Raw genomic sequence first — 24,854 nt, 5'->3', positions numbered from 1 at the left:
GCATCACAAGGTCTTTCCCTGGATCAGAGCGAGGTGTTCGGCGACGGGGCCGAGCGCCAGCGCGGGGAAGAAGATCAGCCCGCCGACAACCAGAATGACGCCGATCAGCAAGCCCACGAACAATGGACCATGGGTCGGGAAGGTGCCGGCCGATTGCGGAGCGATTTTCTTGGCGACCAGCGATCCGGCAATGGCCATGGCGGGAACAATGACGAGAAAGCGCCCCATCAGCATCGCAAGCCCGATGGTGATATTGTACCAGGGCGTATTGCCGGAAAGCCCGCCGAAAGCCGAGCCGTTATTGGCCGTGCCGGACGTATAGGCATAGAGGATTTCCGAAAAGCCGTGCGGTCCCGGATTGGCGATGGAGCCAAGGCCAGCCGGAATGACGGCAGCGATTGCGGTAAAGCCGAGGATCGACAGCGGCAGGCACAGCACGGCCAGCATCGCCATTTTGACTTCCCTGGCCTCGATCTTCTTGCCCAGATATTCCGGCGTGCGACCGACCATCAGGCCAGCCACGAAAATCGCCACCACAACGAACAGGATAATGCCGTAAAAACCTGCGCCGACACCGCCGATGATGATTTCGCCGAGCATCATATTGATCATCGGGATCATGCCGCCGAGCGCCATCATGCTGTCATGCATGGCGATCACCGCGCCACAGGATGCGGCAGTCGTGACCACGGCGAAAAGGGCGGTCATGGCGATACCGAAACGGGTTTCTTTGCCTTCCATATTGGCACCGTCGATGCCGAGTGCGTGGATCAGCGGGTTGCCGGCAGCTTCTGCCCAGTAACAAATGGCAACGCCTGCAACGAACAACACGCCCATGGCCGCGAAAATGGCCCAGCCCTGCTTTTCATTGCCGACCATGCGGCCAAAGACATTGGTCAGCGATGCGCCGATGGCGAAGATCGCAACCATCTGGATCATGTTCGAAATGGCGTCCGGATTTTCAAACGGATGCGCGGAATTGGCGTTGAAGAAACCACCGCCATTGGTGCCCAGCATCTTGATCGCCAGCTGCGATGCAACCGGCCCAAGCGCGATGACCTGCCGCGCGCCTTCAAGCGTCGTGGCCTGCGCATAGGCGCCAAGCGTTTGCGGAACGCCCAATGCGACGAAGGCAAGCGTCATCACGATGCAAATTGGCAGCAGGATATAAAGCGTGCAGCGCGTGAGATCGACCCAGAAGTTACCAAGCGTTTTCATGGATTTGCGAGAGAAAGCGCGGATAAGCGCTATCGCGATCGCCACACCCGTTGCAGCCGAGACGAAGTTCTGCACCGTCAATCCGGCCATCTGCGTCAGATAGGACATGGTGCTTTCGCCGCCATAGTTCTGCCAGTTGGTGTTTGTCACGAAACTGGCGGCGGTGTTGAAGGCGAGGTCAGCGGGCACATTGCTCATGCCCATGGGGTTGAAGGGCAATGCACCCTGAAACCGCTGCATGGCATAAAGCAGAACGAACCCGGTCAAGTTGAACAGCAGCATGGCGGCGGTATAGCTCGTCCAGTGCTGTTCCTCGCGTTCGCCAGTGCCTGCAAGGCGGTAGAGCCCGCGTTCGACCGGAACGAGAATTGGCGAAAGGAACGTTCGTTCGCCGTTGAAGACGCGCGTTAAATAGAAGCCAAGCGGCTTTACGAGCAGAATGATGATCCCGCAAAAAACGAGGATCTGTATCCATCCATTGATTGTCATGGTTTTTCCCAAGCCCCATTGGGCTGCAGCTCAGAACCGCTCCTCAGAACCGCTCTGGGCGAATGAGCGCATAAAGAAGGTAGATCGCGATGAAGATGGCGACCAAAGCGCCAGCGATATATTCGATCAGCATGTCACGCCCTCAAAGCTTTTCGCAGACGCGCAGATAACCAAAGAGCAGACCGAAAAAGCCGATGCCGATTGCCAGGACGGCGATGTCCATAATGTCGTCCCCTTGCGGGGCTCCCTGTTGGTGAAGGCTTTCGCCAGGCAGGGATTATGTGACGTTACGGCATAGGGTTTCGAGACAGGGAAACGGGCCGCGATATAAAAATCTCATATAGAAAATGGAATAGTGGACGGCAGCTGTCCGGCTGACGATCCAGAAAAAATCACGTAAAATCGAATTGTTACGGAATGGTGCTCACGCTTCAGATCGAAGCGACTGCCCGGCCTGCCGCCCGCCCGGAGAATATACAGCCGCCCAAGAATGTGCCTTCCAGCGCGTTATAGCCGTGATAGCCGCCACCGCCAAAACCGGCGGCTTCGCCTGCTGCATAAAGGCCGGGAACCGGTTCGCCGTCCTCGCCCAGAACTGCCGATTGTAGGTTGGTGTGCAGGCCACCCAGCGTCTTGCGGGTCAGGATATGCAGTTTGACGGCAATCAGCGGGCCGTTGGCAGGGTCGAGCAATGCATGCAACGGCACGGCCCGCGTCAGCCGGTCGCCGATATAGGCGCGGGCATTATGGATCGCCATGATTTGCGCATCTTTCGTGTAGCGGTTGACCACTTCAAGATCCCGCGCTTCGATCTGGTCGCGAATGCGCCGCACATCGAGCAGTTTATCGCCGCTCAAAGTGTTCATGGCCGCGACCAGTTCTTCAATCGTCTTGGCGGTGATGAAATCCGCACCTTTGTCGATAAAGGCCTTCACGGGCGGCGGTGGCGCTTTGCCGAGGCGACTTTTCAGCAGCAGCTTCCAGCTTTTGCCGGTCAGGTCCGGGTTCTGTTCGGAGCCGGATAGTGAAAACTCCTTGCGGATGATCTTCTCAGTCAGAATGAACCAGGAATAATCATATCCGGTGGAGAGAATATGTTTGAGCGTGCCGAGCGTATCGAAGCCGGGCAGATAGGGAGCCGGTAGCCGGTTGCCGCGCGCGTCGAACCACATGGAGGAAGGACCGGGCAGAATGCGGATGCCATGATTGGGCCAGATCGGGTTCCAGTTGCGGAGACCTTCGGTGTAATGCCACATGCGGTCGGCATTGATGACGTGCCCGCCTGCATTGACAGCCATATCGATGCCGCGTCCGTCCACATGGGCTGGAACACCAAGCACCATTTCCTTCGGCGGATTGCCGAGCCTTTCGCGCGGCCATGCCCGGCGCACGCGTTCTGGATCGCCGCCAATGCCACCGGATGTTACGATAACGCTGTCAGCGCCAAAGGCGAATTCCCCAATGATCTCGCGGGATGATGGTTGCCCGCGCTCAACGGTGGAAGGGGCCAGCACTTCTCCGAAAACGCCGGTGACGCGTCCGTTTTCGGTGGTGATTTCATTGACGCGGTGACGGCATTTCAGAGTCACCAGTCCTTTCGCCATTGCCGTCCGCAGCCGCTGTTCGAAAGGGGGCCACCACACCCGGCCCGGTTCCCCAAGTGACGTGAAAACGCGGCACGGAATTGCCATGCCCATGGGCCTCAGCGCCGCCACGTTCGGCCCAGCCGACAACGGGAAACCAGCGCATGCCAAGGCTATGTAGCCATGGGCGCATTTCTCCGGTTGCAAATTGCAGATAGGCTTCGGCCCACTTCCGGGGCCATAGGTCTTCCGGCCTGTCAAACTGCGCCGAGCCGAACCAGTCCTGCGCGGCAAGATCGAAACTGTCCTTGATGCCGAGACGGCGTTGTTCCGGCGTGTCGATCATGAACAGGCCGCCCAGCGACCAGAAAGCCTGACCGCCGATGGAATTCTCGCCTTCCTGTTCGAGCAGGATGACTTTTTTGCCCGCGCTGGTCAGCTCGCTCGCTGCGGTAAGGCCCGCCAGCCCCGCACCGATAATGATCGCATCCGCATCAGCCATTCCCACATCCTCCCCGCATTTTGTGCGCATGGTGGCGGAAGCGGAAGCATCTGGCAAGAACCGGCGAAAGCCTCTCAACCAAAGAAATACGGCATGACCCAATCGGCGATCAGCTTGATGGAAAGGCCGAACAGCGTCAGTTGTACCAGCAGGAAGAAGGGACCGTCAGGAAGAAGCCGCGTCAGTTTGGCGCCGGCAAAAGTGCCGATGACTGCCGACGGTATCAGCCAGAGGCCCATCGACAGGTCGAGATTGGAAAACTGCTGCAACTGCCAGTATGGCACCAGCTTCACGGCGTTGACGATGGCGAAGAGGATCGTCGATGTGCCCGCGAAAACAAGCTTTTCCAGATGCTGCGGCAGCACATACATCTGAAAGGGCGGCGCGCCGGAATGCGACACGAAACTGGTGAGGCCGGTGAGAATGCCCCAGAAGACGCCGCCCGGAACATCGGCCTTGCGGGCTTTTCTGCGATAGCGGGCGCCGATCCAGGCATTGAGGCAAAACAGGATGCCGACCAGCCCGACCAGCATGCCAATGAAAGTGGCGGAGAGGTGCGAGCTGAACACCCAGCCCACACCGACACCAACGATGGCCGCTGGCGTAAGGATGGCGAGATTGCGCGCTGAATAGTGATGTCGGTAGAGATAAAGCCCGAACATGTCGCTGATGACATAGATCGGCAGCAGCAAGGCGGCGGCTGTCACAGGCGAGATGACAAGCGCCATCAGCGGAACGGCAAGCGTACCGACCGAGGGCAGGCCGCCTTTCGACATGCCGACCAGAAAGGCCGCAGTGACAGCGATTGCCAGATAAAGGGGGGTATGTTCGATCATGCGGCCGCCGCTGTCGGGGATAGGCTCCGGGCAGGATGGCCCGAAGGGTCAGGAGAATGGAATTTCGTGACGGAAAATCAGGCGTGCGCCCATTCCCAATAGAGGCTGCGGGCGCGCTTGGTCACGGCACCGTAATCGAGCTTGCAGTCGTCAAAGCCGATGATCGGCACAACCTTGCTCATATTGCCGGTTGAGAAAATTTCATCCGCCTGACGGAAATCTTCGATCTTCAGCGTGGTTTCATGCACCGTCACGCCTGCGGCGCGCAACAGCTTGATGACGCGCTGGCGCGTGATGCCGTTGAGGAAGGTGCCGTTTGGCACCGGGGTGAAGACTTCACCGCCGCGAACCAGGAAGATATTGGAGGTCGCCGTCTCTGCGACGTTACCCAACACATCGGTCACGATTGCGTTATGAAAGCCCTTGGCCTTGGCTTCGAGCAGCATACGGCCATTGTTCGGATAGAGGCAGGCCGCCTTGGCATTGACCGGCATTACTTCCAGAAAAGGACGACGAAACGAGGTCGTGGTGATGGTGAAGCCCTTCGGCTCAACCATCGGAATGGCTTCAAGGCACAAGGCGAAATCGGTGGAAGAGGCAAGTGGCGCAACCGTGCTGCTGTCACCCTCCTCGGCCCAATACATGGGGCGGATATAGACATCCGTGCCGGGGGCGAATTTCTTCAGGCCTTCCAGCGCCAATGCTTCGATGTCATTGGCCGAAAGCGTCGGCGACAGACCGAGCGCGCGCGCGGAATCATTGGCGCGTGCGGAATGCAGGTCGAGGTCCGGCGTAACACCTTCGAACAGGCGCGCCCCGTCGAATACAGCAGAACCGAGCCAGGTCGCGTGCGAGGCCGCACCCAGAATGCGCACGTCGCCTTCGCGCCATTCGCCCTTGTAATAGGTCCACATTGCCTTCGAGGCCTGCTTGTCGGTCATTTCTCTCGTCCTTAATTCGTTTGTCTTGCGACGGTAACCCATGGCACCGGCGAGCGTGGATACGCTGTTGTCTGCTGCTGATCTGTCGGGGAAAGGTGCAGTCGGCCGGTGAGTTTTGGGTATCGTAGGATCGCTTGTCGGTGGAAACAAGCGGGAAGCGGGCAACGAGAACAGTTTTTATCGGGCAATGCCGTAAAAACGAAGAAGCCAGCCGGGTGGGCTGGCTTCCGGTAAAATTCTGAGTGAATGGCTCAGAACATCGTATTGTTATTCTTGGACGTTTCCGGCACCGCCTGGATTACGTCCCAATGTTCGACGATCTTGCCGTTATCGACGCGAAAAATATCCACGATGGCGCGACCGCGATCCTCTTCATTCATTTTCGACTGGAGATGCAGGAAGACAAGATCGCCATCCGTGGCGCTGCGCACAATGCGTGCGGTGGCCTTGGGATTGTCCTTGAAGCGCTGCGTGAAAAATTTCACGAAAGGCGCTTTACCGTCGGGTACGCCCGGATTGTGCTGGATATAGTTTTCAGCAAGTACTTCGGAGTATTTTTCCACTTCATGCTTATTGAAGACACCATCGTAAAATTCAAGAACGAGTTTGCGATTGGCTTCTTCTTTGGCAATGTCCCGCGTTTGCTGGGCAAATACTGGTGTGGAAACCGATGCAACACTGATCAGCAAGGCACTGCAAACGGCAAGAATGGATATTTTCATGGGAGAGGCCTCTTTGTTAGGCTGGGAGGAAGCCTCTATTCTAGGGCATTCTGGCGATTGGAAAAGGCCTTATTCAGCATTTCGCCAGATTCTCAGAAAGCTGGCGATCGATGCGTCGATCAGTTTTTGATTGACCTGTTCGTCGGGATCAACCGTGCCAAGCAGCAGACGGGGAAACAGAAACCCGCTGATACTGCCCAGAAAAAGCATAACCTGCGTTTCCGGGTCCTTTACATGAAACTCGCCGGTCCTGGTTTTTGCCTCCAGATATTCGATCATTTTTTTCAGGACCTGGCCGGTTTGATCCGATCGCAGACTGACGCTGATCTCAGGAATGTCCTCGACGGCCTGAATCATTGCGCGCAGCAACTTGGCCATTGCCAGATCCAGAAAACTATCCGCTACAATACGCGCGATCACCGGGAGCAGAACTTCGGGTTCAGCGTCCCATGGAGCATTGTCAAGACGAGCATGAATCTGCTGGCGCAGATCGTCGAAAGCAGCGCGGAGAAGGGTTTGCTTACTGCCAAACCGGTTATAAAGGGTCTGGCGCGTCAGTCCGGCCTCGGCGGCCACGAGTTCCAGACTGACGGCAGAACCGTGTTGGGACAGCATCTTTCTCGTGGCGTTGAGAACCGTTTCGGTACTCACATTCAATTTTCTATCCATGTTTCTCAGACCCTCCCACGCCCCGTGCGTTCGTCAAGAGACTGATATCAAAGAAGATATTTTCACTTTACTGTAAAGTCAAATATGTTGAAGGCTAACAATTAACTGCCATTCGACCTGACGCGTGGGAGAGAACGCGGTGTGGAATCAAGCGCGATAGACTGCTGCGCCGCCCATCATTCCGGCACCTGCGGCGGTTAGCAGGATGGTTTCGCCTTCTGCAAAAGCTTTGCTTTCATTGGCAATCGACAGCGATAGCGGAACTGTCGCAGCGGAGGAATTGCCAAAGGTTGCGATTGTCCGGACCGCTTTAGCCGGATCGATTCCCAGATTATGTGCCACAGCATCGAACATGCGCGCATTGGCCTGATGCGGGATGAAGCGATCAATGTGTGCCGATTCGATTCCGGCTTTCGCAAGCGCATTTTTGGAGGCGACGGTCATAAGATCGACCGCGCGGGAAAACACCTCGCGACCATCGCTCATCGTCATCAGAAATTGCTCTGGCGGCAAATCGGGAGAAAATGGCTGGTTGCTGCCGCCGGACGGGATCGAAATCAGGTCATAACCGCTTCCGTCGGAAGTCAGATCAGCCGAGAGGATGCCGCGTTGCGGGTCTTCATCCGGCACCAGTACAACGGCTCCGGCCGCATCGGCGAAGAGGACGGCGCTTGCGCGTTCAGCGGGATTGATGCGGCGGCTCAGAATATTGGCGGCGACCACAAGGACAGGGCGTTTATGGCTGCGCACAAAGCCATCGGCCAGCGTCAGCGCATAGAGAAAGCCCGCACACGCCCCCGCCAGATCGATGGCGCCGGATCGTGCAAGGCCGAGCTTTTGCGCCAGCAGCGGCGCTGACGGCGGCAGCAGATGATCCGGCGTGGAGGTGGCCAGCAAAGTCAGCGCGACGTCTTCGCGGGCGATGGCGGCATTGTTGAGCGCCATGTCTCCAGCCATGGCTGCAAGCCCGCTCAATGTCTCGCCATCGCCTGCCCAATAGCGCGTGCGGATACCCGTGCGGCGTTCGATCCAGCCCAGTTCCAGACCGAGTTGCTGTTCGATCTCACCGTTTTCCACGCGGCGTTTTGGCACCGCATGACCGAACCCTGCCATGCGGGAGGAGCGGCACGAGCTCATAGTGCCCGCCCCGTCACGATGGATGCCACATCGTCAATCGCGTTGTAGAGGGCGGTCAACTCCTCGCTGGTCACACAATAGGGCGGCATCAGATAAATCACATTACCAAGCGGGCGGATCAGCAAGTTCCGCTCGCGAAACAATTTGCGCATCTGTTGGCCGATTTCTGCAAGATAGCCGCCGGAAGGTACGGCAATATCAAGCGCGGCAATCGTTCCCGCCTGCCGGATGCTGGCAAAGCGCCGGTCGCCTGCAAATCGCGTCAGATTGTGTTCATGAAACTCCTCGATGGAGCGAATGCGGCTCAAGACCGGCTCCTGCTGCCAGACTTCGAGATTGGCGACAGCGGCGGCGCAGGCAATCGGATTGGCGGTATAGGAGCTTGAGTGAAAAAAGGTCTTGCGTCGGTCGGTCGACAGATGCACATCGAAGATCGCCGGGGTGCAAAGCGTTGCCGCCAGCGGCAAGGCACCGCCGGTCAGTCCTTTGGAAACGCATAGGATATCCGGCGTGATGCGCGCCTGTTCACAGGCAAAGACGGTTCCGGTTCGTCCCCAGCCGGTCATGACCTCGTCGGCGATCAGCAGGCATTCGAAACGTTTGGCGATCTGTTTCAGTTCTGTCAGGAGCGCTGGGCGATAGGTTTTCATGCCGCCCGCACCGAGAACAAGTGGCTCGATCAGCAAGGCCGCTACGTGACCTGCCCTGCAATACTCCTCGAACATATCGAGTGTGCGCTGTTCATTGCCTTTTTCGGGAAAGGGCAGCCGGTCAACGCCAAACAGCAAAGGTTCATAGGCGGCATTGAACACGCCGCGCTCTCCAGTGGACATGGTGCCGATGGTATCGCCGTGATAGCTGTGTTCCATCACGACGATACGGTCGCGCTTTTGCCCGGTATTGTGAAAATAGCCGAGCGCCATTTTCAGCGCCACTTCCACCGCGGTCGAACCGCTGTCCGAATAAAAGACGTGCTGCAGGCCGGGCGGTGCGATTTCAATCAGCCCTTCCGCCAGCTGTTCGGAAGGCGCATGGGAATATTCGGCAAAGATGATCTGGTCGAAGCTTTCCGTGGCGGCGCGGATTGCCTGCATGATTAAAGGGTGTCGGTGACCATGGGTGATGACCCACCAGGAGGAGATTGCATCAAGAATGCGCTTGCCGCTCTCGTCGATCAGATAAGCGCCCTCCGTCGAAACGATGCGCTGCATCTCCGTTTCCAGCGCGTGCTGGGTGAAGGGGTGCCAGACGGTCTGCCGCTTCATGCCCACACCTCCACGAAGCTGCCGAGATCGAAATTTTCTTCGAAGGCATGCATCAATACGCCTTCGGAAAGTGACGGCAATAATGGCAGGCGACCGAGAATGCGCACACCGCTCATTTTGGCGATGATGCGCTGGGTTTCGGGATTCTCATCGCCGATAAAGGCAATGCCGCATATTGGCGTCCGGCGATGCTTCAGCGCTTCGACCGACAAGAGCGTGTGATTGATCGTGCCAAGATTGGTGCGGGCGCAGACAATGACAGGAATTTTCCACTGCGCGAATATATCGGCAAAAACCAGATCGTCCGAAAGCGGCACCAGCAAGCCGCCAGCGCCTTCGATGACCAGCGGTCCGTCGGTTGCGGGGACAGTGAGTGCGTCGGCGGAGATTGCCGCGCTGTCCAGCGCTGCCGATTGATGGGGGGAAAGCGGTGCCGAGAGCCGGTAAGCTTCCGGTAAAATGCGGCTTTGGGGCAGGCCGACGAGCTTTGCTACCGCTTCACTGTCGGTCTCCGCATCAAGGCCGGATTGCACCGGCTTCCAGTAATAGCCGTCAAGGGCGGCGGTGAGTGCGGCTGAAAAGACCGTTTTCCCGATGCCGGTATCCGTGCCGGAGACGACGAGGCGCGTTGTCATGGTCTGTCTTTCCTGATTGCGATGGAAAGCCGTTCAAACATCTCGGTGATCTGGCTTTCATTGGCATTGAGCGTGATGGATAGTCTGAGCCGGGCGGTCCCTTCCGGCACGGTCGGAGGGCGGATAGCCCTGATATCGAAACCATCGGCGCGCATGGCCTCGGCAATGCGCATGGCGCGGAAATTATCGCCGATCAGGATCGGCATGATGTGCGAACCACTGGGTTTGAGACCCAGAAGCGAAACGACCAGCGATCCAGCATGGCCGGTCAGCGTCTGCAATTGCTGACGACGCTCTGGCTCGTCTGCGATCATCCGCAGGGCCTCGCGCACGCCCGCTGCCATCAAGGGCGATGGCGCGGTCGAATAGATGAAGTTGCGGGCGCGGTTGACCAGATAATCGCGGAGTATGGCGGGCAATTGCAGCAATGCGCCGGACAGGCCCAAAGCCTTGCCACACGTATGCAACACCAGCACATTGTCGCGATTTTCGAGGTCTGCCGCCAGTCCACGTCCTTGCGAGCCATAAATGCCAGTGGCGTGGGCTTCATCGATGACCAGAAATCCGTCATGGCGGGTCGCCAGTGCGGCCAGTTCTGCGATGGGAGCCATATCGCCGTCCATGGAATAAAGGCTTTCAACGGCAATCCACGGACGGCCCTTGCCGCCCTTGCGCCGCCAGCCACTGATTGCCGTGTCGAAAGCATCGACATCATTATGTTGCACGAAGACCGCGTCTGCCTTGCTGGATGAAATTCCTTCATGGACGCTGGCATGGATCAGCGCGTCGCAAACGATCAGATCCCCACGTTGCGGCAGGGCCGCGAAAAGCGCCGTATTGGCAGCAAAACCAGTACCGAAATAGAGCACTTTTTCTGCGCCGACAAAGGCGGCTGCTTCACTTTCGAGCGCTTCATGCTCGACGTGATTGCCGCGCAACAGCCGCGATCCGCCAGCACCCGCCGGGACGCCCCGGTCGAGAGCCGCAGCGATTGCGGCCCTGAGGCGTGGTGAATTGGCGAGGCCCAGATAATCGTTCGAGGTGAAATCGACGCCCTTTTGCGGGGAAAGGGTGCGCAGGCGCGATTTCCGCTCAAGACCCTCAAGCGTTGCCTGATAACGGGCGAGTGCGGGAATGCTCAACGCATCTGCTCCAGTGTCATCGGCTTGAGACCGAGCCGCCGGAAGAGCGCACTGTCGTGATCCTCGCCGGGATTGTCGGCGGTCAGCAGCGTGTCGCCGACAAAGATCGAATTGGCCCCGGCTAAGAAGCATAGTGCTTGCGTTTCATCGCTCATATCGGTGCGCCCGGCGGAAAGCCGCACATAGGAGGTTGGCATCAGAATGCGGGCCAGCGCGATGGTGCGGATGAAATCGAACGGGTCGATGGGCGCGGCATTGGCAAGCCGCGATCCGGGGATCGGGATCAGCATGTTGATCGGCACGCTTTCGGGCGGTGTCGGAAGGCTGGCCAGTGTGACCAGCATCGAAATGCGGTCATCGACGGTTTCGCCCATGCCGAGAATGCCGCCCGCACACACCTTGATGCCAGCATCGCGGACATTCGCCAGCGTTTCCAGCCGGTCTTCGAAAGTCCGGGTAGTGATAATTTCGGGGTAAAACCGCTCCGACGTGTCGATATTGTGGTTGTAGTAATCGAGCCCGGCGTCGGAAAGGCGTGCCGATTGTTCCGGCGTCAGCATGCCAAGCGTCATGCAGGTTTCCATGCCCATCGCCTTGACGCCTTCGACCATGGCGACAAGCATGTCCATGTCGCGCTCCTTGGGACTGCGCCATGCCGCACCCATGCAATAGCGTGTCGCGCCGCCTTCCTGTGCCTTGCGCGCTTCCGCCAGTACGCGCTCGACTTCCATCAGCTTGGAGGCTTTCAGCCCGGTCGGATAATGCGCCGACTGGCTGCAATAGCCGCAATCCTCCGCACAGCCGCCCGTCTTGATGGAAAGCAGCCTGCTCATCTGAATGGCATCGGGGTCAAAATGCTGTCGATGGATTTCCTGCGCGCGGAAGATCAGCTGGATGAAGGGTAAATTATAGATAATTCTAGCAAGATTGAGCGACTCATTTTGTTCAATTGGTGAATCAACGCCAAGTTTTTGGCTAATTATCTCATTAATCTCAGTCATATAGCGGCTCTTCCCATCTTTAATAGATTTGATTCTTGATTTATCTATATTTTAGATGGGTGCATTCATGCAAGCGGCTAAAGATTGCCAGATGTCGACAGTGGTGAGCTTCTAGGGAGGGCTGGCATCGGGCCGGAAGCTGGGTTCCACACATCGCAAGGCTGCGGACACGAAACTGGCGAGGGAAGAATAGCGCTTCAGAGGAACCAGCCAGAACAGCTGAAGCCGCATATCCCCGCGCTCTGAAGCGCGGGGAGGGAGGGGAATTCATTTCACCCAGATGACGCGGCGCGTCTGCGGCTCAACGAGTGCCGGGCGCTGATCGATATAGACGTAGGAATAATTCGGCTGATCCGGGACGGCCACCAGTGGCACATCTTCCGGTATCACCATGCCTTCCGTCAACTCGCCTTCGATGGTGATGGGCTCAATTGGATGGCTTTCAATGAAGGTCACGACATCATCCGGCACAACGGGCACGGGAGGGCCTGCATTGGGTCCTTCGTCATAATAAACCACCTGCCGGTTCTGCATCGAAACGATCACCGGTTCGCCATTCACATAGATATAGCCGAAGTCGGGATTGTCCGGGATGGGGCGCACGACAACAGCTTCCGGCACCACATAGCCCTGAGCGATATCGTCCTGAATAACGACCGGATCGACGGGATGGGCGATGACATAATCGCGTGCGGACTGGGGCACTTCGATGATGACAGCATCCTGCGCGGCGGCCAGACCGGTTGTCGCAAGAAATGCTGCCGCTGTAAGAATAAGAGCCTTTTTCATTGCATCGTCTCACTTTCTGTCTTGCCCCGCAGCGGTGGATAAACCTGCACGCGGACAATCTGTTCCCCCTGCGGCGCGCACATCGTGCAACAGGCTGCAATATTCGACCCGTCGCTAGCGATCAGGGCCATGCAAAAAGCGAGCAAAGAGGAAGGGTAAGCGTAGGACGCTCCCTCAACCATAAACTGCGTGAAATCGAGTTTCCGTTGCGACTGGCAAAAAATAGTTGGCTTTGTTGTGGTAATCCGCCGTCGTTCGGATTACTCAGACTTATCCCCTCAAGACAGACCGTCACCCGTTTCGGGCGGCTTAGAGTATGGCGTATGACCCCCAAGAGCCAAGGCTACTTCTTCACGATCCTCGCGGTGACCATTTTTGCGGCGCAGGACGGCATATCGAAATATCTTGGCACGCATTACTCGCCGATTTTCATCACGATGATCCGCTACTGGGTGTTCGCAATTTTCGTCATTCTGCTGGCCATGCGGTCTGGCGGAATCGTCAAGGTCGCTTCCACGAAGCGCCCCTTTCTGCAGATTACTCGTGGTGTGTTATTGGCGGCGGAAATCGTCACCTTCATTTTCGGCCTCAGCCGGGCCGGAATGGCCATGGCGCAGTCGGTCTTTCAGGGCGCGCCACTGCTGGTCACCATGCTTTCCGTGCCGTTTCTGGGCGAAAAGGTCGGCTGGCGTCGCTGGACGGCGATCATTATCGGCCTGTGCGGCGTGCTTTTGATCATCAACCCGGTCAATGCGCATTTCGATGCCAATATCCTGTTTTCCGTGGCTGCGACCTTCATGTTCGCGATCTATGCCGTGGCAACGCGTGCGGTGAGCAAGGATGACGACGCCATGACCAGCTTCTTCTATACGGGGGTCGGGGGTGTCGTGGTGCTGACGGCGGCGGGCGTTTTTTATCTCGTACCCATCGCGCCGCATGACTGGTTCTGGATGGCCGCGCTCTGTGTTTGCGGCATTTCGAGCCATTATTGCCTTATCCGCGCTTATGACATTCTCGAAGCGGGCGAAGTGCAGCCGCTAACCTATCTCCAGCTGGTCATCGGCGCTTTTATCGCCACGCTTGTTTTCCACGAAACGCTGACATGGAACGTCATCGCTGGCGCTTTCATCGTTGTTGGCGCTGGTCTGTTCTCCATGTTCCGCGAGCGTAGCCTGTCGCTGAAACGCACCACAAGCGCGACGACGCCCTGAACCAAAAATGAATTTAAAATTCCTCTGCTGCCGACGACAAAAAATAACGGGTTTCGTTGTAGCAATCTGTGATGGCGGAGATTACTCAAAACTATTCCTTTAAGCAGATTTTCACCTGTTGCGGGCGGTTTTGAGTATTGCATATGACCCCCAAGAGCCGAGGCTACCTGTTCAAAATTGCCTCCGTATCCATCTTTGCGGTGCAGAATGGCCTGTCGAAATATCTTGGCACGGCCTATTCGCCAATCTTCATTGCGATGGTCCGTTACTGGGTGTTCGCGGCCTTTGTCATTCTGCTGGCCATGCGGTCCGGGGGCATCGTGAAGGCTGCGTCCACGAAGCATCCCTTTCTCCAGATTGCCCGGGGTGTCATATTGGCTGTTGGTGTTGTCGCAGCGATTTTTGCCTTGAGCCGGGCAGGCCTTGCCGTAGCGCAAACGATCTTTCAAAGTTCGCCTTTGCTGGTCACCATGCTTTCCGTACCGTTTCTGGGCGAAAAGGTCAGGTGGCCGCGTTGGATGGCGGTCACCCTTGGTCTGGGCGGTGTGCTTTTGATCATCAACCCGGTCAATGCGCATTTTGATGCCAATGTTCTGTTCGCCGTGGCGGCTTCCTGTCTCTTGGCGATTTATGTCGTGGCAATGCGTGCGGTCAGCAGGGATGACGACACTATGACAAGCTTCTTCTATACGGCGATCGGCGGCGCTGTGGTGCTGACAGCCGTGGGTGTCTTTTATATCGTACCTATCGCGCCGGAGGATTGGCTGTGGCTGGAAGCGTGCTGCGTGTGCGGCATTGCGAGCCATTGCTGCCTCATCCGGGCTTACGAAATCCTTGAAGCGGGGGAATTGCAGCCGCTGACCTATCTCCAGCTGCTCATAACCGCTTTTATCGCCACGCTGGTTTTCCACGAAATGCTGACATGGAACGTCATTGCTGGCGCTTTCATCGTTGTTGGCGCTGGTCTGTTCTCCATGATCCGCGAGCGGAACCTGTCGCTGAAACGCACCACAAGCGCGACGTCGCTCTGATCCATAAATGAATCCGAGGTCAAATTCTCTTGAGCGGCTATGTTTCGCCGTGATCTGTGATATATGCCGTCAACGGTGGAGGACTGAGTTTACTGCTCGCAGTTTTGTGTGAGTCGTCCATTGTTTACTCGCTGATCGGCATTGTCTCGGCGAGCGAGACCGCAGCGCTGGAATAGCCATGAGTGTCAGCCTCGAGAGCCAGAATTCAACCGCCGAAGCCGCAGCTTCGGAGGGCAAAAGCAATTTTCGCATCATCGCACTGATCGTCGCCAGCGCCATGCTGATGGAACAGCTCGATGCGACCATTCTGGCCACGGCACTGCCGACCATGGCGCGCGATTTCAATGTCGGGGCGCCTTCCATGAGCGTGGCACTGACTTCCTATCTGCTGAGCCTTGCGATTTTCATCCCGGCCAGTGGCAAGATCGCCGACCGCTTCGGCACGCGCACGGTTTTCCGCTTCGCGATTGCAATCTTCATTCTGGGTTCCGTGCTCTGCGCGCAGGCGCCGAACCTGCCCTGTCTGGTCGCGGCCCGGCTGTTGCAGGGCGCAGGCGGCGCGATGATGCTGCCGGTCGGTCGTCTGGTGCTGATCCGCTCCGTGGAACGCAAAGACCTCATCGCCGCCATGTCGTGGATGCTGGTGCCAGCCCTTATGGGCCCCATTCTCGGGCCGCCGCTTGGCGGTCTGTTTGTGACATATCTGGACTGGCGCTGGATTTTCTACATCAATGTTCCCATCGGCATTCTGGGCATGATTTTCGTGTCGCTTTATATCGGCGAATATAAAAGCGAAACGCGTGAACCGTTCGATTTCATGGGCTTGATCCTGTCCGGTATTGCGCTCGGTGCCCTGCTGTTCAGTCTGGAAACGGCGAGCAATCACGAAGGCGGGAACCTGGCGCTGAAACTCTTTGTGGTCGGCATTGTCTTCGGGGTTGCCACAATCGTCCATTCGCGCCGTCATCCGGCGCCGATGCTCGATTTTTCTCTGCTGCGGATTGAAAGCTTCGGAACCTCGATGATTGCGGGGTCGATCACTCGTATCACGCAGGGCGCGCATCCGTTTCTGCTGCCGCTGATGCTTCAGATCGGCTTTGGCCTGTCTGCCGTGGCGGCGGGCAATATGGTGCTTGCGACTGCGCTTGGTGCGCTGGCCATGAAGGCCTTCGCGCCGCGCATTATCCGGCAGTTCGGCTTCCGGATGTCGCTGGTCGTCAATGGCATATTCTCTGCATGCAGCTATGCGATCTGCGCCTTTTTCACGCCGGACTGGCCGCACTGGCTGATCTTCATCGTGCTGGCCATGTCGGGCTTTTCCATGTCGTTCCAGTTCACTGCCTATAACACCGTGGCGTATGACCGGGTGGACGCAAAGCGGATGAGTTCCGCCAACAGCTTCTATTCAACGTTCCAGCAGCTCATGCTGTCGGTCGGCGTTTGTGTGGCGGCACTGATACTGCATGCATCCATGAACCTGCATGCCCGTGACGTGCCCGTCATCTCCGATTTCTCGACGGCGTTTCTCGTCGTCACCGGCATTTCGCTGACGGCAACCTTCTGGAACCTGCGTTTTGCCAAAAATGCAGGCGAACAGATGCGGGGCAAGTAAGCGACAACGAAAAAAGCCTCCTTGCCGAGCGTTCCCGACAAGGAGGCTTTTGTTCAGATACGCTTCTTGTGTTCGGTCGATTATTCCTCGAACCAGATTTTTTCCGCCAGACGATAGCCGCTCATATCGCCGCCGGATGGCGTCGGGGTAAAGCCCTTGATCTTGTCCGTTGCTGCGGCAAGGTTGTCGGCAAAGAGCGGGATAAGCTCGCCGCCTTCATCCACCATGATTACCTGAATGTCATGGTAGATTTTCTTGCGCTTTCCCTCGTCCAGTTCGACGCGGGCTTCAGCAAGCAGCTTGTCGAAGGCTTCGTTCTTCCAGGCGGTTTCGTTCCACGGCGCATCCGATTGCAGGATCATCGACAGCATGGCGTCGGCGGTCGGGCGAACGGCCCAGTTGGAGGCGACGAACGGGCGCTTCAGCCAGATTTCGTCCCAATAGCCGTCGGACGGCACGCGTTCCACGTCGATGGTGATACCGGCCTTGGCGGCTGCTGCCTGATAGACCTGCGCCGCATCAACCGCGCCGGGGAAACCGTTTTCGGAAACGACCAGCGGAATATTTCCGCTATAGCCTGACTTCTTGAAGTGGAAGGCCGCCTTTTCCGGGTCGTAGGCGCGCTGCGGAATGTCCTTGGAATAATACGGGTTTGACGACGAAATCGGATTGTCGTTGCCAATTGAGCCGGTGCCGCCGAGAATGCTCTTCTGCAGTTCTTCGCGGTCGATGGCGTATTTCAGCGCCAGACGCACATCGTTATTGTCGAAAGGCGCCGTGTCGACCCGCATTGGCAGGCAATACATGGTGTTTTCCGGCGTTTTCAGGATCTGCACGCCGGGACGCGACGAAACGAGACCTACCGAGCGGGCGTCTACGCGATTGACGACATGCACCTGCCCGCTCAGCAATGCGGCCATGCGGGCGGTCGCATCGCTCATGGCGATGGTTTCGACGGATTCCACATTGGCGCGATCCGGCGCCCAATAGTTCGGGTTGCGGCGAGTCAGCGCCCGGACGCCCGGCTGGAAATCTTCCAGAATGAAAGCGCCGGTGCCGATACCCTTGTCGAAATCCGCATCGAGCGGCGTGATACCAAGATGCACGTCGGTCAGAGCTGCCGGGAAGTCGGCATTGCCCTTGTCGAGCGTGATCGTCACTTCGTAAGGATCGGTAGCCTTCAATTCCGTCACGGCGAGCAGGAAGCCTTTGCCACCGGAATTGCTGTTTTCGCCGCGATGATGGTTCAGCGAATAGATGACGTCCTCGGCCTTCAGCTCTTTGCCGTTATGGAACTGGATGCCCTTCTTGAGCTTGAAAACCCACTGCGATGCATCGGGCTTGGTCGCTTCCCAGCTTTCGACAAGCGCACCGTAGAGGCGACCGTCCGGGGTCGGTTCAAGCAGGGTGTTGAAGAGCTGGAAACCCACCGAATACATATAGGCTTCCGGATAATAGGCCGGATCGAGGCGGTCTGAACTCGACGCCGTGTCGAGACCCATGATCAGGTGGCCGCCCTTGCGTGGCGCGGCATCCTGCGCGCGCGCCTGACCGGGCATCCAGAAGCTGCCGGTCGCGCCAAGCGCCAGCGCGCTGCCTGCTCCAAGCAAAAACTGACGGCGATTTGGGGAAAGAGAGTTGGGGTTGTGATCCGACATGGCGGGTACTCGCATTGTATGAATTGGGCCTGGGTTGCAGGCGTACTCCTGGGTTCCGTTCTATCGGGACCGCTGGTTGCATTCGTGGTAATTTTTTCTAATTTCTACGCAATTTCTGTAATAATTTTCAATAGCTATTATCATGATCCTGCGTGTACGGAGCGTTTCGCGTAACTTATGATTGCCTGCTTCCATTTGGGATTTGACTGCGCGGTATCACACTGTCAAACGTCTGCGTGAAATCCTGCTGGTGTTTTCCTGATCGTGCCTTTCAGTGAACCGCGGCATATATGAAATGATGCGATTGAACAGTCGAATGCGCAGATTGCCGGATCAGAACATTGTTATCGTCGGAGCAGGGCTGGTGGGCTCGGCCATTGCCTGGGGGCTACTCCGCTCTGGCATACGCCCGCTGCTTCTTGATGGTGAAGACCTTTCGTTGCGCGCATCACGTGCCAATTTCGCGCTCATCTGGGTGCAGGGAAAGGGTGTCGGCGCTCCACATTATGCGCGTTGGACGATGCAATCGGCGCGGCTGTGGCCGACATTGGCAGATGATCTGCGTGAAGTAACCGGCATCGATGTCGCCTTGAAACAGAAGGGCGCCTTCATTTTCTGCTACGACGAGCGAGAGCTTGAAATGTACACGGGCGATGTAGAGGCCGTTGCACGTGAACTGGGCCATGACGCGCCGGAGCATGTCGTGCTCGACCACAGCGGAACGGCAAAAATGCTGCCGTCAATTGGTCGTGATGTTATCGGCTCGATCTATTCCCCCATGGATGGCGACGTGAATTCACTGCGTCTGTTTCATGCTTTGCATGAAGGCATGTTGAAGCTCGGCGCTTCCTATCAGCCGCACAGCGAAGTGACCTCGGTTACTCCGCAAGACGGCGGGTTTCTGCTGCGTGGCACTTGGGGCGAAGTTTTCACCGAGCGCGTTGTCCTTGCGGCTGGCAATGGCAACCCCGTCCTGGCTCAAGGTGTCGGCTTGCATACGCCGGTGGTGCGCAGCAAAGGGCAGATTCTGGTGACGGAAAAATGTGCGCCATTCTTTCCCTATACGGCGGCGACGCTGCGCCAGACCGATGAGGGCGGTGTCATGATCGGCGATAGTCAGGAGACGCATACGGACCGGATTGCCACCAATCAGGATATCAGCGCGGTTCTCGCCAACCGGGCTGTGCGGGCCTTTCCGCATCTGGCGGAGGTCAATGTCGTGCGAAGCTGGGCCGGGTTTCGCGTCAAGACACCGGATGGCTTGCCGATCTATGAGCAGTCCGCGAGCCATCCCGGCGCTTACGTGGTCATGTGCCATTCCGGCGTAACGCTGGCAGCCAATCACGCCATTACGATTGCGCAGCAAATCGCAACCGATGCAAAGCATCTGGCGGATGATGCATTCTCCGGGCGGAGGTTCCATGTTTCGTAAAACCGACATTCCGAACGAAACCGTGTCGATTACCTTCGATGCGCGCCCGCTGACCGTGTCTGCACATGTAACGGTCGCCGCCGCCTTGCTTGGCGAGGGCATAACCAAGCTTAGAAACAGTGTCGTGGGCGATCAACCACGCGCCGCCTATTGCCTGATGGGCGTCTGTTTCGAGTGCCTTGTTACCATCGATGGCGTGCAGAACCGGCAGGCCTGCATGACACAAGTGTCTGACGGAATGGTCATTTCATCCCAAAGTGGCGCTCGCGCTGTGGAGGGGAGTGATAATGTTTAGGACAATTTCCGACATTCACGCGCTCGATATGTTGTACGACCTCGCCATCATTGGTGCAGGCGCGGCAGGCATGGCTGCTGCTGCCGAAGCGAGCGCAATCGGCGCAAAGGTGGTGCTGTTCGACGAAAATCCGGCAGCGGGCGGGCAGATTTATCGTGGCATTGAGCAGAATAGACCTGAGCGCCGACCCTTTCTCGGCAAAGACTATTGGCACGGCAAGGATGTTCTGAAAGCTTTTCTGGCAAGCGAAACAACCTATGTGCCGCAGGCGCTTGTCTGGAGCGTCGAACAGCGGGAAGAACCGAACGGAACCGGCGTTGAACTGCGGGTGTCGGCAGGCGGCAAAAGCGGGATCGTTCATGCGCGCCGCGTTGTCTTTGCGACCGGAGCGATGGAACGCCCGATGCCCGTCAAAGGCTGGACATTGCCGGGCGTGATGACCGTTGGTGCGGCGCAGATTGCATTGAAGGCTGCCGGGCTCATTCCAGAAGGGCGCGTCGTGCTGGCGGGAACAGGGCCGCTGCTCTACCTGTTCGCAGAGCAGCTTTTGAAAGCTGGTGGCAAGATCGCTGCCTTGCTCGATACGACACCGGCGGAAAACTGCCGAAAAGCCATGCCGCATTTTCTGTCGTTCCTCACCTCGCCTTATGGATTGAAGGGGCTTTCGCTGCTCTTGAAAGTGCGAAAATCGGTGCCTGTCTTTTCCGGGGTTACGAGCATCGCCATTTCTGGAGAGGAGAGGGCCGAGGCCATCGTTTTTACGGCAAATGGCAAGGAACACAGGCTTGCCGTCGATAGTGTGTTTCTGCATCAGGGTGTTATTCCGAACAATAATCTCGCCAATGCGTCCGGTTGCGCGCTTGTCTGGAACGATGGGCAGAAGTGCTTCCAACCGAAACTGAGCGAGAACGGTCGAAGCTCGGTCGAGGCGATCTATGTTGCGGGCGATGGCGGCGGTATCGGCGGTGCCCTGCTTGCTGAGGTGAGCGGGCGCATTGCGGCACTGGCCGCCTGTCAGGATATTTTTCCGGAACGAGCAGCAGGCTTGCAACCGAAGATCGATGTTCTGCGCAAGCAGGGCCGACGGTTGGGGCGGGGGCGGGGTTTCATTGATGCGCTTTATCAGCCGGGGCAGGCCTTTCGCGCCCCAGCGGATCGCGGTGTGATCGTCTGTCGCTGTGAAGAAGTGACCGTGGGAACAATCCGCGATGCCGCGCCGCATGTCGTTGGTCCCAACCAGCTCAAGACCATGGTGCGCTGCGGCATGGGGCCATGTCAGGGACGTCTTTGCAGTTCCACGGTGACTGAAATTCTGGCCGAAGTGCGCAATTGCACGCCGGAACAGATCGGTTTTTATCGTCTGCGCGCGCCGGTAAAGCCGGTGCCGTTGGGCGAGATTGCCGCTTTGCCGCAAACACCAGATGCGATTTGCGCTGTGGCGGGGGAGTATTCGGAAACAGTCGAAACCCCTTGAAAAGATTGAAGATAAAACATCGGGGGATGCTTGATTTTTATTGGCTCGGTTCGGGTCAAGAAGTAAAAAATTTCTGCCCGCCGCGCGGTGGCAGTAAGAATTTGATCTTAACTTAAATAAGTAAGTATCGATTCTTTGGCATTCTGTCGCTAAACTCCCGCTTCAATATGGGCGAGAGCACGCGCCGAAAACCGCGAAAGACGGGTCTCGGGCAGAATGTGCGCGACAATAAATAGTTAGAGCGCCGATCCGGCACTGTCGGATCGCAAGCGCTTTACAGGGGTGCGGAGTTAATCTTGGAGCTAGACCAGAACACGCTATTCTTCGCAGCGGGCTTGTGTTCGCTTGCGGTGGCGCTGACGATTTTGAGTGTCTGGTATCAGAACCGGATGGACAGGTTCCTGCTCTGGGGTTGCCTGGGCATGATCCTGCTCGGCGCGGGCGCCGTGCTCAACTATTCCGGCCTCCTGGCGCTGGTTCCGTCGCTGGTCATTGCTTTCAGCGTCATGACGGTGGGCTTCGTTTTGCTGTTTGTCGGCGCAAGGCAGATATCCAGCAATCCGGTCAACAGGAAGCAACTCGTCGCATTTTCGATCATAGCGATTGCCGCTGTTCTGGGGCCGATTGTCTTGGGCGTTGCCGGTATCGGCATTGCGCTCTTCAACTTCATTGCCGCATTTCTGCTGTTCATCACCGCCAGGGAATATGTCTCGGTCTATGAGGAGGCTCCGGTTCCCGTTGTTGGCATGATGGTGCTTTATCTGCTGACGGCCATATCGTTTTTGCTCTGCGGTTCCGTCATTGTCTTTGACCGGCAATGGACGCTGACCAGTATGCCGAGCAATCTGGCGGAAGATTTCAATGCCATCATGGCGATCATCGGCATTACGGGGATCGGGGCGCTATCACTGACCTTCACGCAGTCGCGTGTGGCGCGTCGCCATGCGAACGAAGCGCGCACGGACAGCCTGACAGGGTTGCTCAACCGGCGGGCGCTTTACGACAGTCTGGCCATCGATGTGATGCGCATCGGCGATTCCGTTATCGTGTTCGATCTGGATGCCTTCAAGTCGATCAATGACAGTCACGGCCATACGGTCGGGGATCGCGTATTGCTGGAATTCGCAGGCATCATTCGTGCCTATGCCGGGCAGGATGCGCTGATTGCGCGCATAGGCGGCGAGGAATTCGTGCTCATCCTGCGCCAAACGTCCAATGTGAATGTTCTGGCGATCGCGGACAAAATCCGCAAGGCTTTTGCTTCGGCGTCTTTCGATACGACGCATGCTCCTTTCAGCACCACCACCAGCGCCGGTATCGCTTTTCTGACCGCGGCGGATACCGGGTTTGAGACGGTTTTCCGTCGCGCGGATGCCGCGCTTTATCGCGCCAAGGATCTGGGACGTAACCGTATCTGTACGGAATTGCAGATTGTAGCCTGATTATTTCTTCCAAAATGGAAGGAATTAGCTTCGTTTCACCCGGCTAATCAGCGGGTGTTTTCTCTGACAATATCCGGTTCAATAATCAATGGTTTGAAACGAGGCATCTATCCGGCGTCTCGTACTTCATGCGAACATCAAGGACAGACGCCATGCTGGTAGACGGAAAATGGACTGAAGACTGGCAGCCGGTTCAGGCCAAGGATGAGAAGGGCGGCTTCGTGCGCCAGATTTCCGGTTTCCGCAACTGGGTCACACCGGATGGCAGCGCGGGACCGACCGGCGAGGCGGGTTTCAAGGCGGAAGCCGACCGCTATCATCTCTATGTCGCCTATATCTGCCCATGGGCCTCGCGCACGCTGATCGCGCGCAAGCTAAAAGGGCTGGACAAGCTCATTTCGATCTCGGTGGTAGAGCCTGCGCTGACGGATCAGGGCTGGCGTTTCGGTGACTATCCGGGGTCCAACCGCGACAGCCTCAATGGCGCAACCTATATGCATGAGCTCTATACCAAAGCCGATCCCCACTATACGGGACGCGCCACCGTGCCGGTACTTTGGGACAAAAAGACCAAAACCATCGTCAACAACGAATCCGCCGACATCGTGCGTATGTTCAACACCGGTTTTGGCGATCTCGCCAATAACGATATCGACCTTTATCCCGAGCCGTTGCGCGGCGAAATCGATGCGCTCAACGAACACATCTATCCGAGCCTGAACAACGGCGTCTATCGGGCGGGCTTCGCCACCACGCAGATCGCCTATGACGAAGCCTTCCGCGACGTGTTCCGCACGCTTGATGAACTGGAGGCAAGGCTTTCGGCCAAGGGGCCGTTCCTGTTCGGGGAACAGTTCACCGAAACGGATATCCGCCTCTTCGTTACTCTGGTGCGCTTCGATGCGGCCTATCATGGCCTGTTCAAGTGCAATCTGCGTCGGCTGGTTGATTATGCGGCGCTCAGCGCCTGGCTGACGCGCATTTTGGATATTCGCGGCATTCGGGAAACGGCCAACATCGACCATATCAAGCGCGGTTATTATTCCATCAAGGCGCTGAACCCCACCGGCATCGTGCCGCTTGGCCCTGATCTTCCGGGACTGGCTCCCGTCCAAATTTGAAAGCGAATGACAGACAAATGCGTTCTTTGGTAATTTTCCTTCACGGTGTCGGCAGTCGCGGCGCGGACCTCGCTTCGCTTGGCACGTTCTGGGCCGATAGCTTGCCCGGCACCGTATTTGCAGCGCCTGATGCGCCTTTTGCCTTCGATCAGGGGGGCTCGGGCCATCAGTGGTTCAGCGTCAGCGGCGTCACCCCGGCCAACCGTCCGCAGCGGATTGTTGAGGCGCGTGCGCCTTTTGATGAAACACTGACAAGGATCATTTCCGAACACGGCTTCGCCGACAAACTCGACCGCGTGGCACTGGTCGGTTTTTCGCAAGGAGCGATCATGTCGCTTGACGCTCTGGTTTCGGGTCGCTGGCCCATTGCCGCTGTGGTTGCCTTTTCTGGCAGGCTGGCTTCGCCAGAACCGTTTACGCCGACGCTTGCGACGCAGGCCATGCTTGTGCACGGCAGCGCCGATCCGGTTATTCCGGCAAGCGAATCCGAAAGCGCGAATGCGCGCCTTGGCGAGATTGGCGTGAATTCCACCTGCCACATCTTTCCCGGTGTCAGCCATACGATATCAGCCGACGGAGCCGTCATGGCTGCAGCCTTTCTGCGGTCTGCTTTGAAGCTTGGATAATTTCCATATTCAGCTATTTTCCT

23 protein-coding genes and 1 pseudogene are annotated in these 24,854 nt (G+C 57.4%); 9 read left to right on the top strand and 15 right to left on the bottom strand.

The window, feature by feature from the left end; genetic code table 11:
* Positions 1-3: 3 nt before the first annotated feature.
* From kdpA to QLQ11_RS14700, 14 genes and pseudogenes are all read right to left on the bottom strand, one after another.
* Complete coding sequence (kdpA, locus tag QLQ11_RS14765; RefSeq protein WP_109367236.1) at positions 4-1,707, bottom strand: potassium-transporting ATPase subunit KdpA; 1,704 nt, start codon at positions 1,705-1,707, stop codon at positions 4-6.
* Positions 1,708-1,750: 43 nt separating this feature from the next.
* Complete coding sequence (kdpF, locus tag QLQ11_RS14760; RefSeq protein WP_078336841.1) at positions 1,751-1,840, bottom strand: K(+)-transporting ATPase subunit F; 90 nt, start codon at positions 1,838-1,840, stop codon at positions 1,751-1,753.
* Between the two features lie 298 nt (positions 1,841-2,138).
* A complete protein-coding gene (locus tag QLQ11_RS14755; RefSeq protein WP_371835955.1) occupies positions 2,139-3,497 on the bottom strand; it encodes an FAD-binding dehydrogenase in 1,359 nt (452 codons plus the stop codon).
* A gap of 124 nt (positions 3,498-3,621) precedes the next feature.
* Positions 3,622-3,792 (bottom strand): annotated as a pseudogene (locus tag QLQ11_RS14750) (FAD-dependent oxidoreductase); the annotation flags it as partial.
* Positions 3,793-3,866: 74 nt separating this feature from the next.
* Entirely contained in the window at positions 3,867-4,628 is a 762-nt protein-coding gene (locus QLQ11_RS14745; RefSeq protein WP_109367238.1) for a sulfite exporter TauE/SafE family protein, read from the bottom strand.
* 77 nt (positions 4,629-4,705) lie between these two features.
* Complete coding sequence (locus QLQ11_RS14740; RefSeq protein WP_109367239.1) at positions 4,706-5,569, bottom strand: branched-chain amino acid aminotransferase; 864 nt, start codon at positions 5,567-5,569, stop codon at positions 4,706-4,708.
* A 251-nt stretch (positions 5,570-5,820) separates the two neighbouring features.
* Positions 5,821-6,291 carry a nuclear transport factor 2 family protein gene (locus QLQ11_RS14735; RefSeq protein ID WP_109367240.1) on the bottom strand — a complete coding sequence of 157 codons (471 nt, stop codon included), beginning with the start codon at positions 6,289-6,291 and terminating at the stop codon, positions 5,821-5,823.
* Between the two features lie 69 nt (positions 6,292-6,360).
* The gene (locus tag QLQ11_RS14730; RefSeq protein WP_109367241.1) at positions 6,361-6,960 is read right to left on the bottom strand and encodes a TetR/AcrR family transcriptional regulator; all 600 of its coding nucleotides are present in this window, start codon (positions 6,958-6,960) and stop codon (positions 6,361-6,363) included.
* A gap of 147 nt (positions 6,961-7,107) precedes the next feature.
* Positions 7,108-8,097: a beta-ketoacyl-ACP synthase III gene (locus QLQ11_RS14725; protein WP_109367242.1), complete on the bottom strand. Its 990-nt coding sequence runs from the start codon at positions 8,095-8,097 to the stop codon at positions 7,108-7,110.
* The gene (locus QLQ11_RS14720) at positions 8,094-9,362 is read right to left on the bottom strand and encodes an adenosylmethionine--8-amino-7-oxononanoate transaminase (protein ID WP_109367243.1); all 1,269 of its coding nucleotides are present in this window, start codon (positions 9,360-9,362) and stop codon (positions 8,094-8,096) included. Before QLQ11_RS14720 ends, QLQ11_RS14725 begins: the two co-directional genes overlap by 4 nt.
* Positions 9,359-9,997: a dethiobiotin synthase gene (gene bioD / locus QLQ11_RS14715; protein WP_124915845.1), complete on the bottom strand. Its 639-nt coding sequence runs from the start codon at positions 9,995-9,997 to the stop codon at positions 9,359-9,361. Before bioD ends, QLQ11_RS14720 begins: the two co-directional genes overlap by 4 nt.
* Positions 9,994-11,139, bottom strand: coding sequence for an 8-amino-7-oxononanoate synthase (locus QLQ11_RS14710; RefSeq protein ID WP_109367245.1), 1,146 nt, complete (start codon positions 11,137-11,139; stop codon positions 9,994-9,996). Before QLQ11_RS14710 ends, bioD begins: the two co-directional genes overlap by 4 nt.
* A complete protein-coding gene (gene bioB / locus QLQ11_RS14705; RefSeq protein ID WP_371831103.1) occupies positions 11,136-12,131 on the bottom strand; it encodes a biotin synthase BioB in 996 nt (331 codons plus the stop codon). The genes QLQ11_RS14710 and bioB overlap by 4 nt, the downstream gene beginning before the upstream one ends.
* 276 nt (positions 12,132-12,407) lie before the next feature.
* Positions 12,408-12,929, bottom strand: coding sequence for a DUF1236 domain-containing protein (locus QLQ11_RS14700; protein WP_109367247.1), 522 nt, complete (start codon positions 12,927-12,929; stop codon positions 12,408-12,410).
* 323 nt (positions 12,930-13,252) lie between these two features.
* On the opposite strand from QLQ11_RS14700, the gene QLQ11_RS14695 reads away from it, so the two are divergent.
* From QLQ11_RS14695 to QLQ11_RS14685, 3 genes are all read left to right on the top strand, one after another.
* Positions 13,253-14,140, top strand: a complete 888-nt coding sequence (locus QLQ11_RS14695; protein ID WP_109367249.1) for a DMT family transporter — start codon at positions 13,253-13,255, stop codon at positions 14,138-14,140.
* A gap of 143 nt (positions 14,141-14,283) precedes the next feature.
* Positions 14,284-15,171 (top strand): DMT family transporter, encoded by an 888-nt coding sequence (locus tag QLQ11_RS14690; RefSeq protein ID WP_109367250.1) that lies wholly within the window; start codon positions 14,284-14,286, stop codon positions 15,169-15,171.
* Positions 15,172-15,349: 178 nt separating this feature from the next.
* A complete protein-coding gene (locus tag QLQ11_RS14685; RefSeq protein ID WP_121538263.1) occupies positions 15,350-16,783 on the top strand; it encodes a DHA2 family efflux MFS transporter permease subunit in 1,434 nt (477 codons plus the stop codon).
* Positions 16,784-16,863: 80 nt separating this feature from the next.
* Here the strand turns inward: QLQ11_RS14685 and QLQ11_RS14680 are convergent, their stop codons facing one another.
* Positions 16,864-18,441, bottom strand: coding sequence for an ABC transporter substrate-binding protein (locus tag QLQ11_RS14680; protein WP_109367252.1), 1,578 nt, complete (start codon positions 18,439-18,441; stop codon positions 16,864-16,866).
* A 316-nt stretch (positions 18,442-18,757) separates the two neighbouring features.
* On the opposite strand from QLQ11_RS14680, the gene QLQ11_RS14675 reads away from it, so the two are divergent.
* The 6 genes from QLQ11_RS14675 (at position 18,758) to QLQ11_RS14650 (ending at position 24,831) form a co-directional block, all read left to right on the top strand.
* Positions 18,758-19,873: an FAD-binding oxidoreductase gene (locus QLQ11_RS14675; protein ID WP_109367253.1), complete on the top strand. Its 1,116-nt coding sequence runs from the start codon at positions 18,758-18,760 to the stop codon at positions 19,871-19,873.
* Positions 19,863-20,168 (top strand): (2Fe-2S)-binding protein, encoded by a 306-nt coding sequence (locus QLQ11_RS14670; protein ID WP_109367254.1) that lies wholly within the window; start codon positions 19,863-19,865, stop codon positions 20,166-20,168. Before QLQ11_RS14675 ends, QLQ11_RS14670 begins: the two co-directional genes overlap by 11 nt.
* Entirely contained in the window at positions 20,161-21,642 is a 1,482-nt protein-coding gene (locus QLQ11_RS14665) for an NAD(P)/FAD-dependent oxidoreductase (RefSeq protein ID WP_109367255.1), read from the top strand. The genes QLQ11_RS14670 and QLQ11_RS14665 overlap by 8 nt, the downstream gene beginning before the upstream one ends.
* A 296-nt stretch (positions 21,643-21,938) precedes the next feature.
* Positions 21,939-23,084, top strand: coding sequence for a diguanylate cyclase (locus QLQ11_RS14660; protein WP_109367256.1), 1,146 nt, complete (start codon positions 21,939-21,941; stop codon positions 23,082-23,084).
* Positions 23,085-23,236: 152 nt separating this feature from the next.
* Positions 23,237-24,205 carry a glutathione S-transferase family protein gene (locus QLQ11_RS14655; protein ID WP_109367257.1) on the top strand — a complete coding sequence of 323 codons (969 nt, stop codon included), beginning with the start codon at positions 23,237-23,239 and terminating at the stop codon, positions 24,203-24,205.
* Complete coding sequence (locus QLQ11_RS14650) at positions 24,202-24,831, top strand: alpha/beta hydrolase (protein WP_268967059.1); 630 nt, start codon at positions 24,202-24,204, stop codon at positions 24,829-24,831. The genes QLQ11_RS14655 and QLQ11_RS14650 overlap by 4 nt, the downstream gene beginning before the upstream one ends.
* Positions 24,832-24,854 lie beyond the last annotated feature (23 nt).

The organism is Ochrobactrum sp. SSR (genome assembly GCF_030067775.1).
Classification (GTDB): Bacteria; Pseudomonadota; Alphaproteobacteria; order Rhizobiales; family Rhizobiaceae; genus Brucella; species Brucella teleogrylli.
The sequence above is the reverse complement of the archived record's forward strand: the minus strand, read 5'-3'. Positions and strand labels throughout refer to the sequence as shown.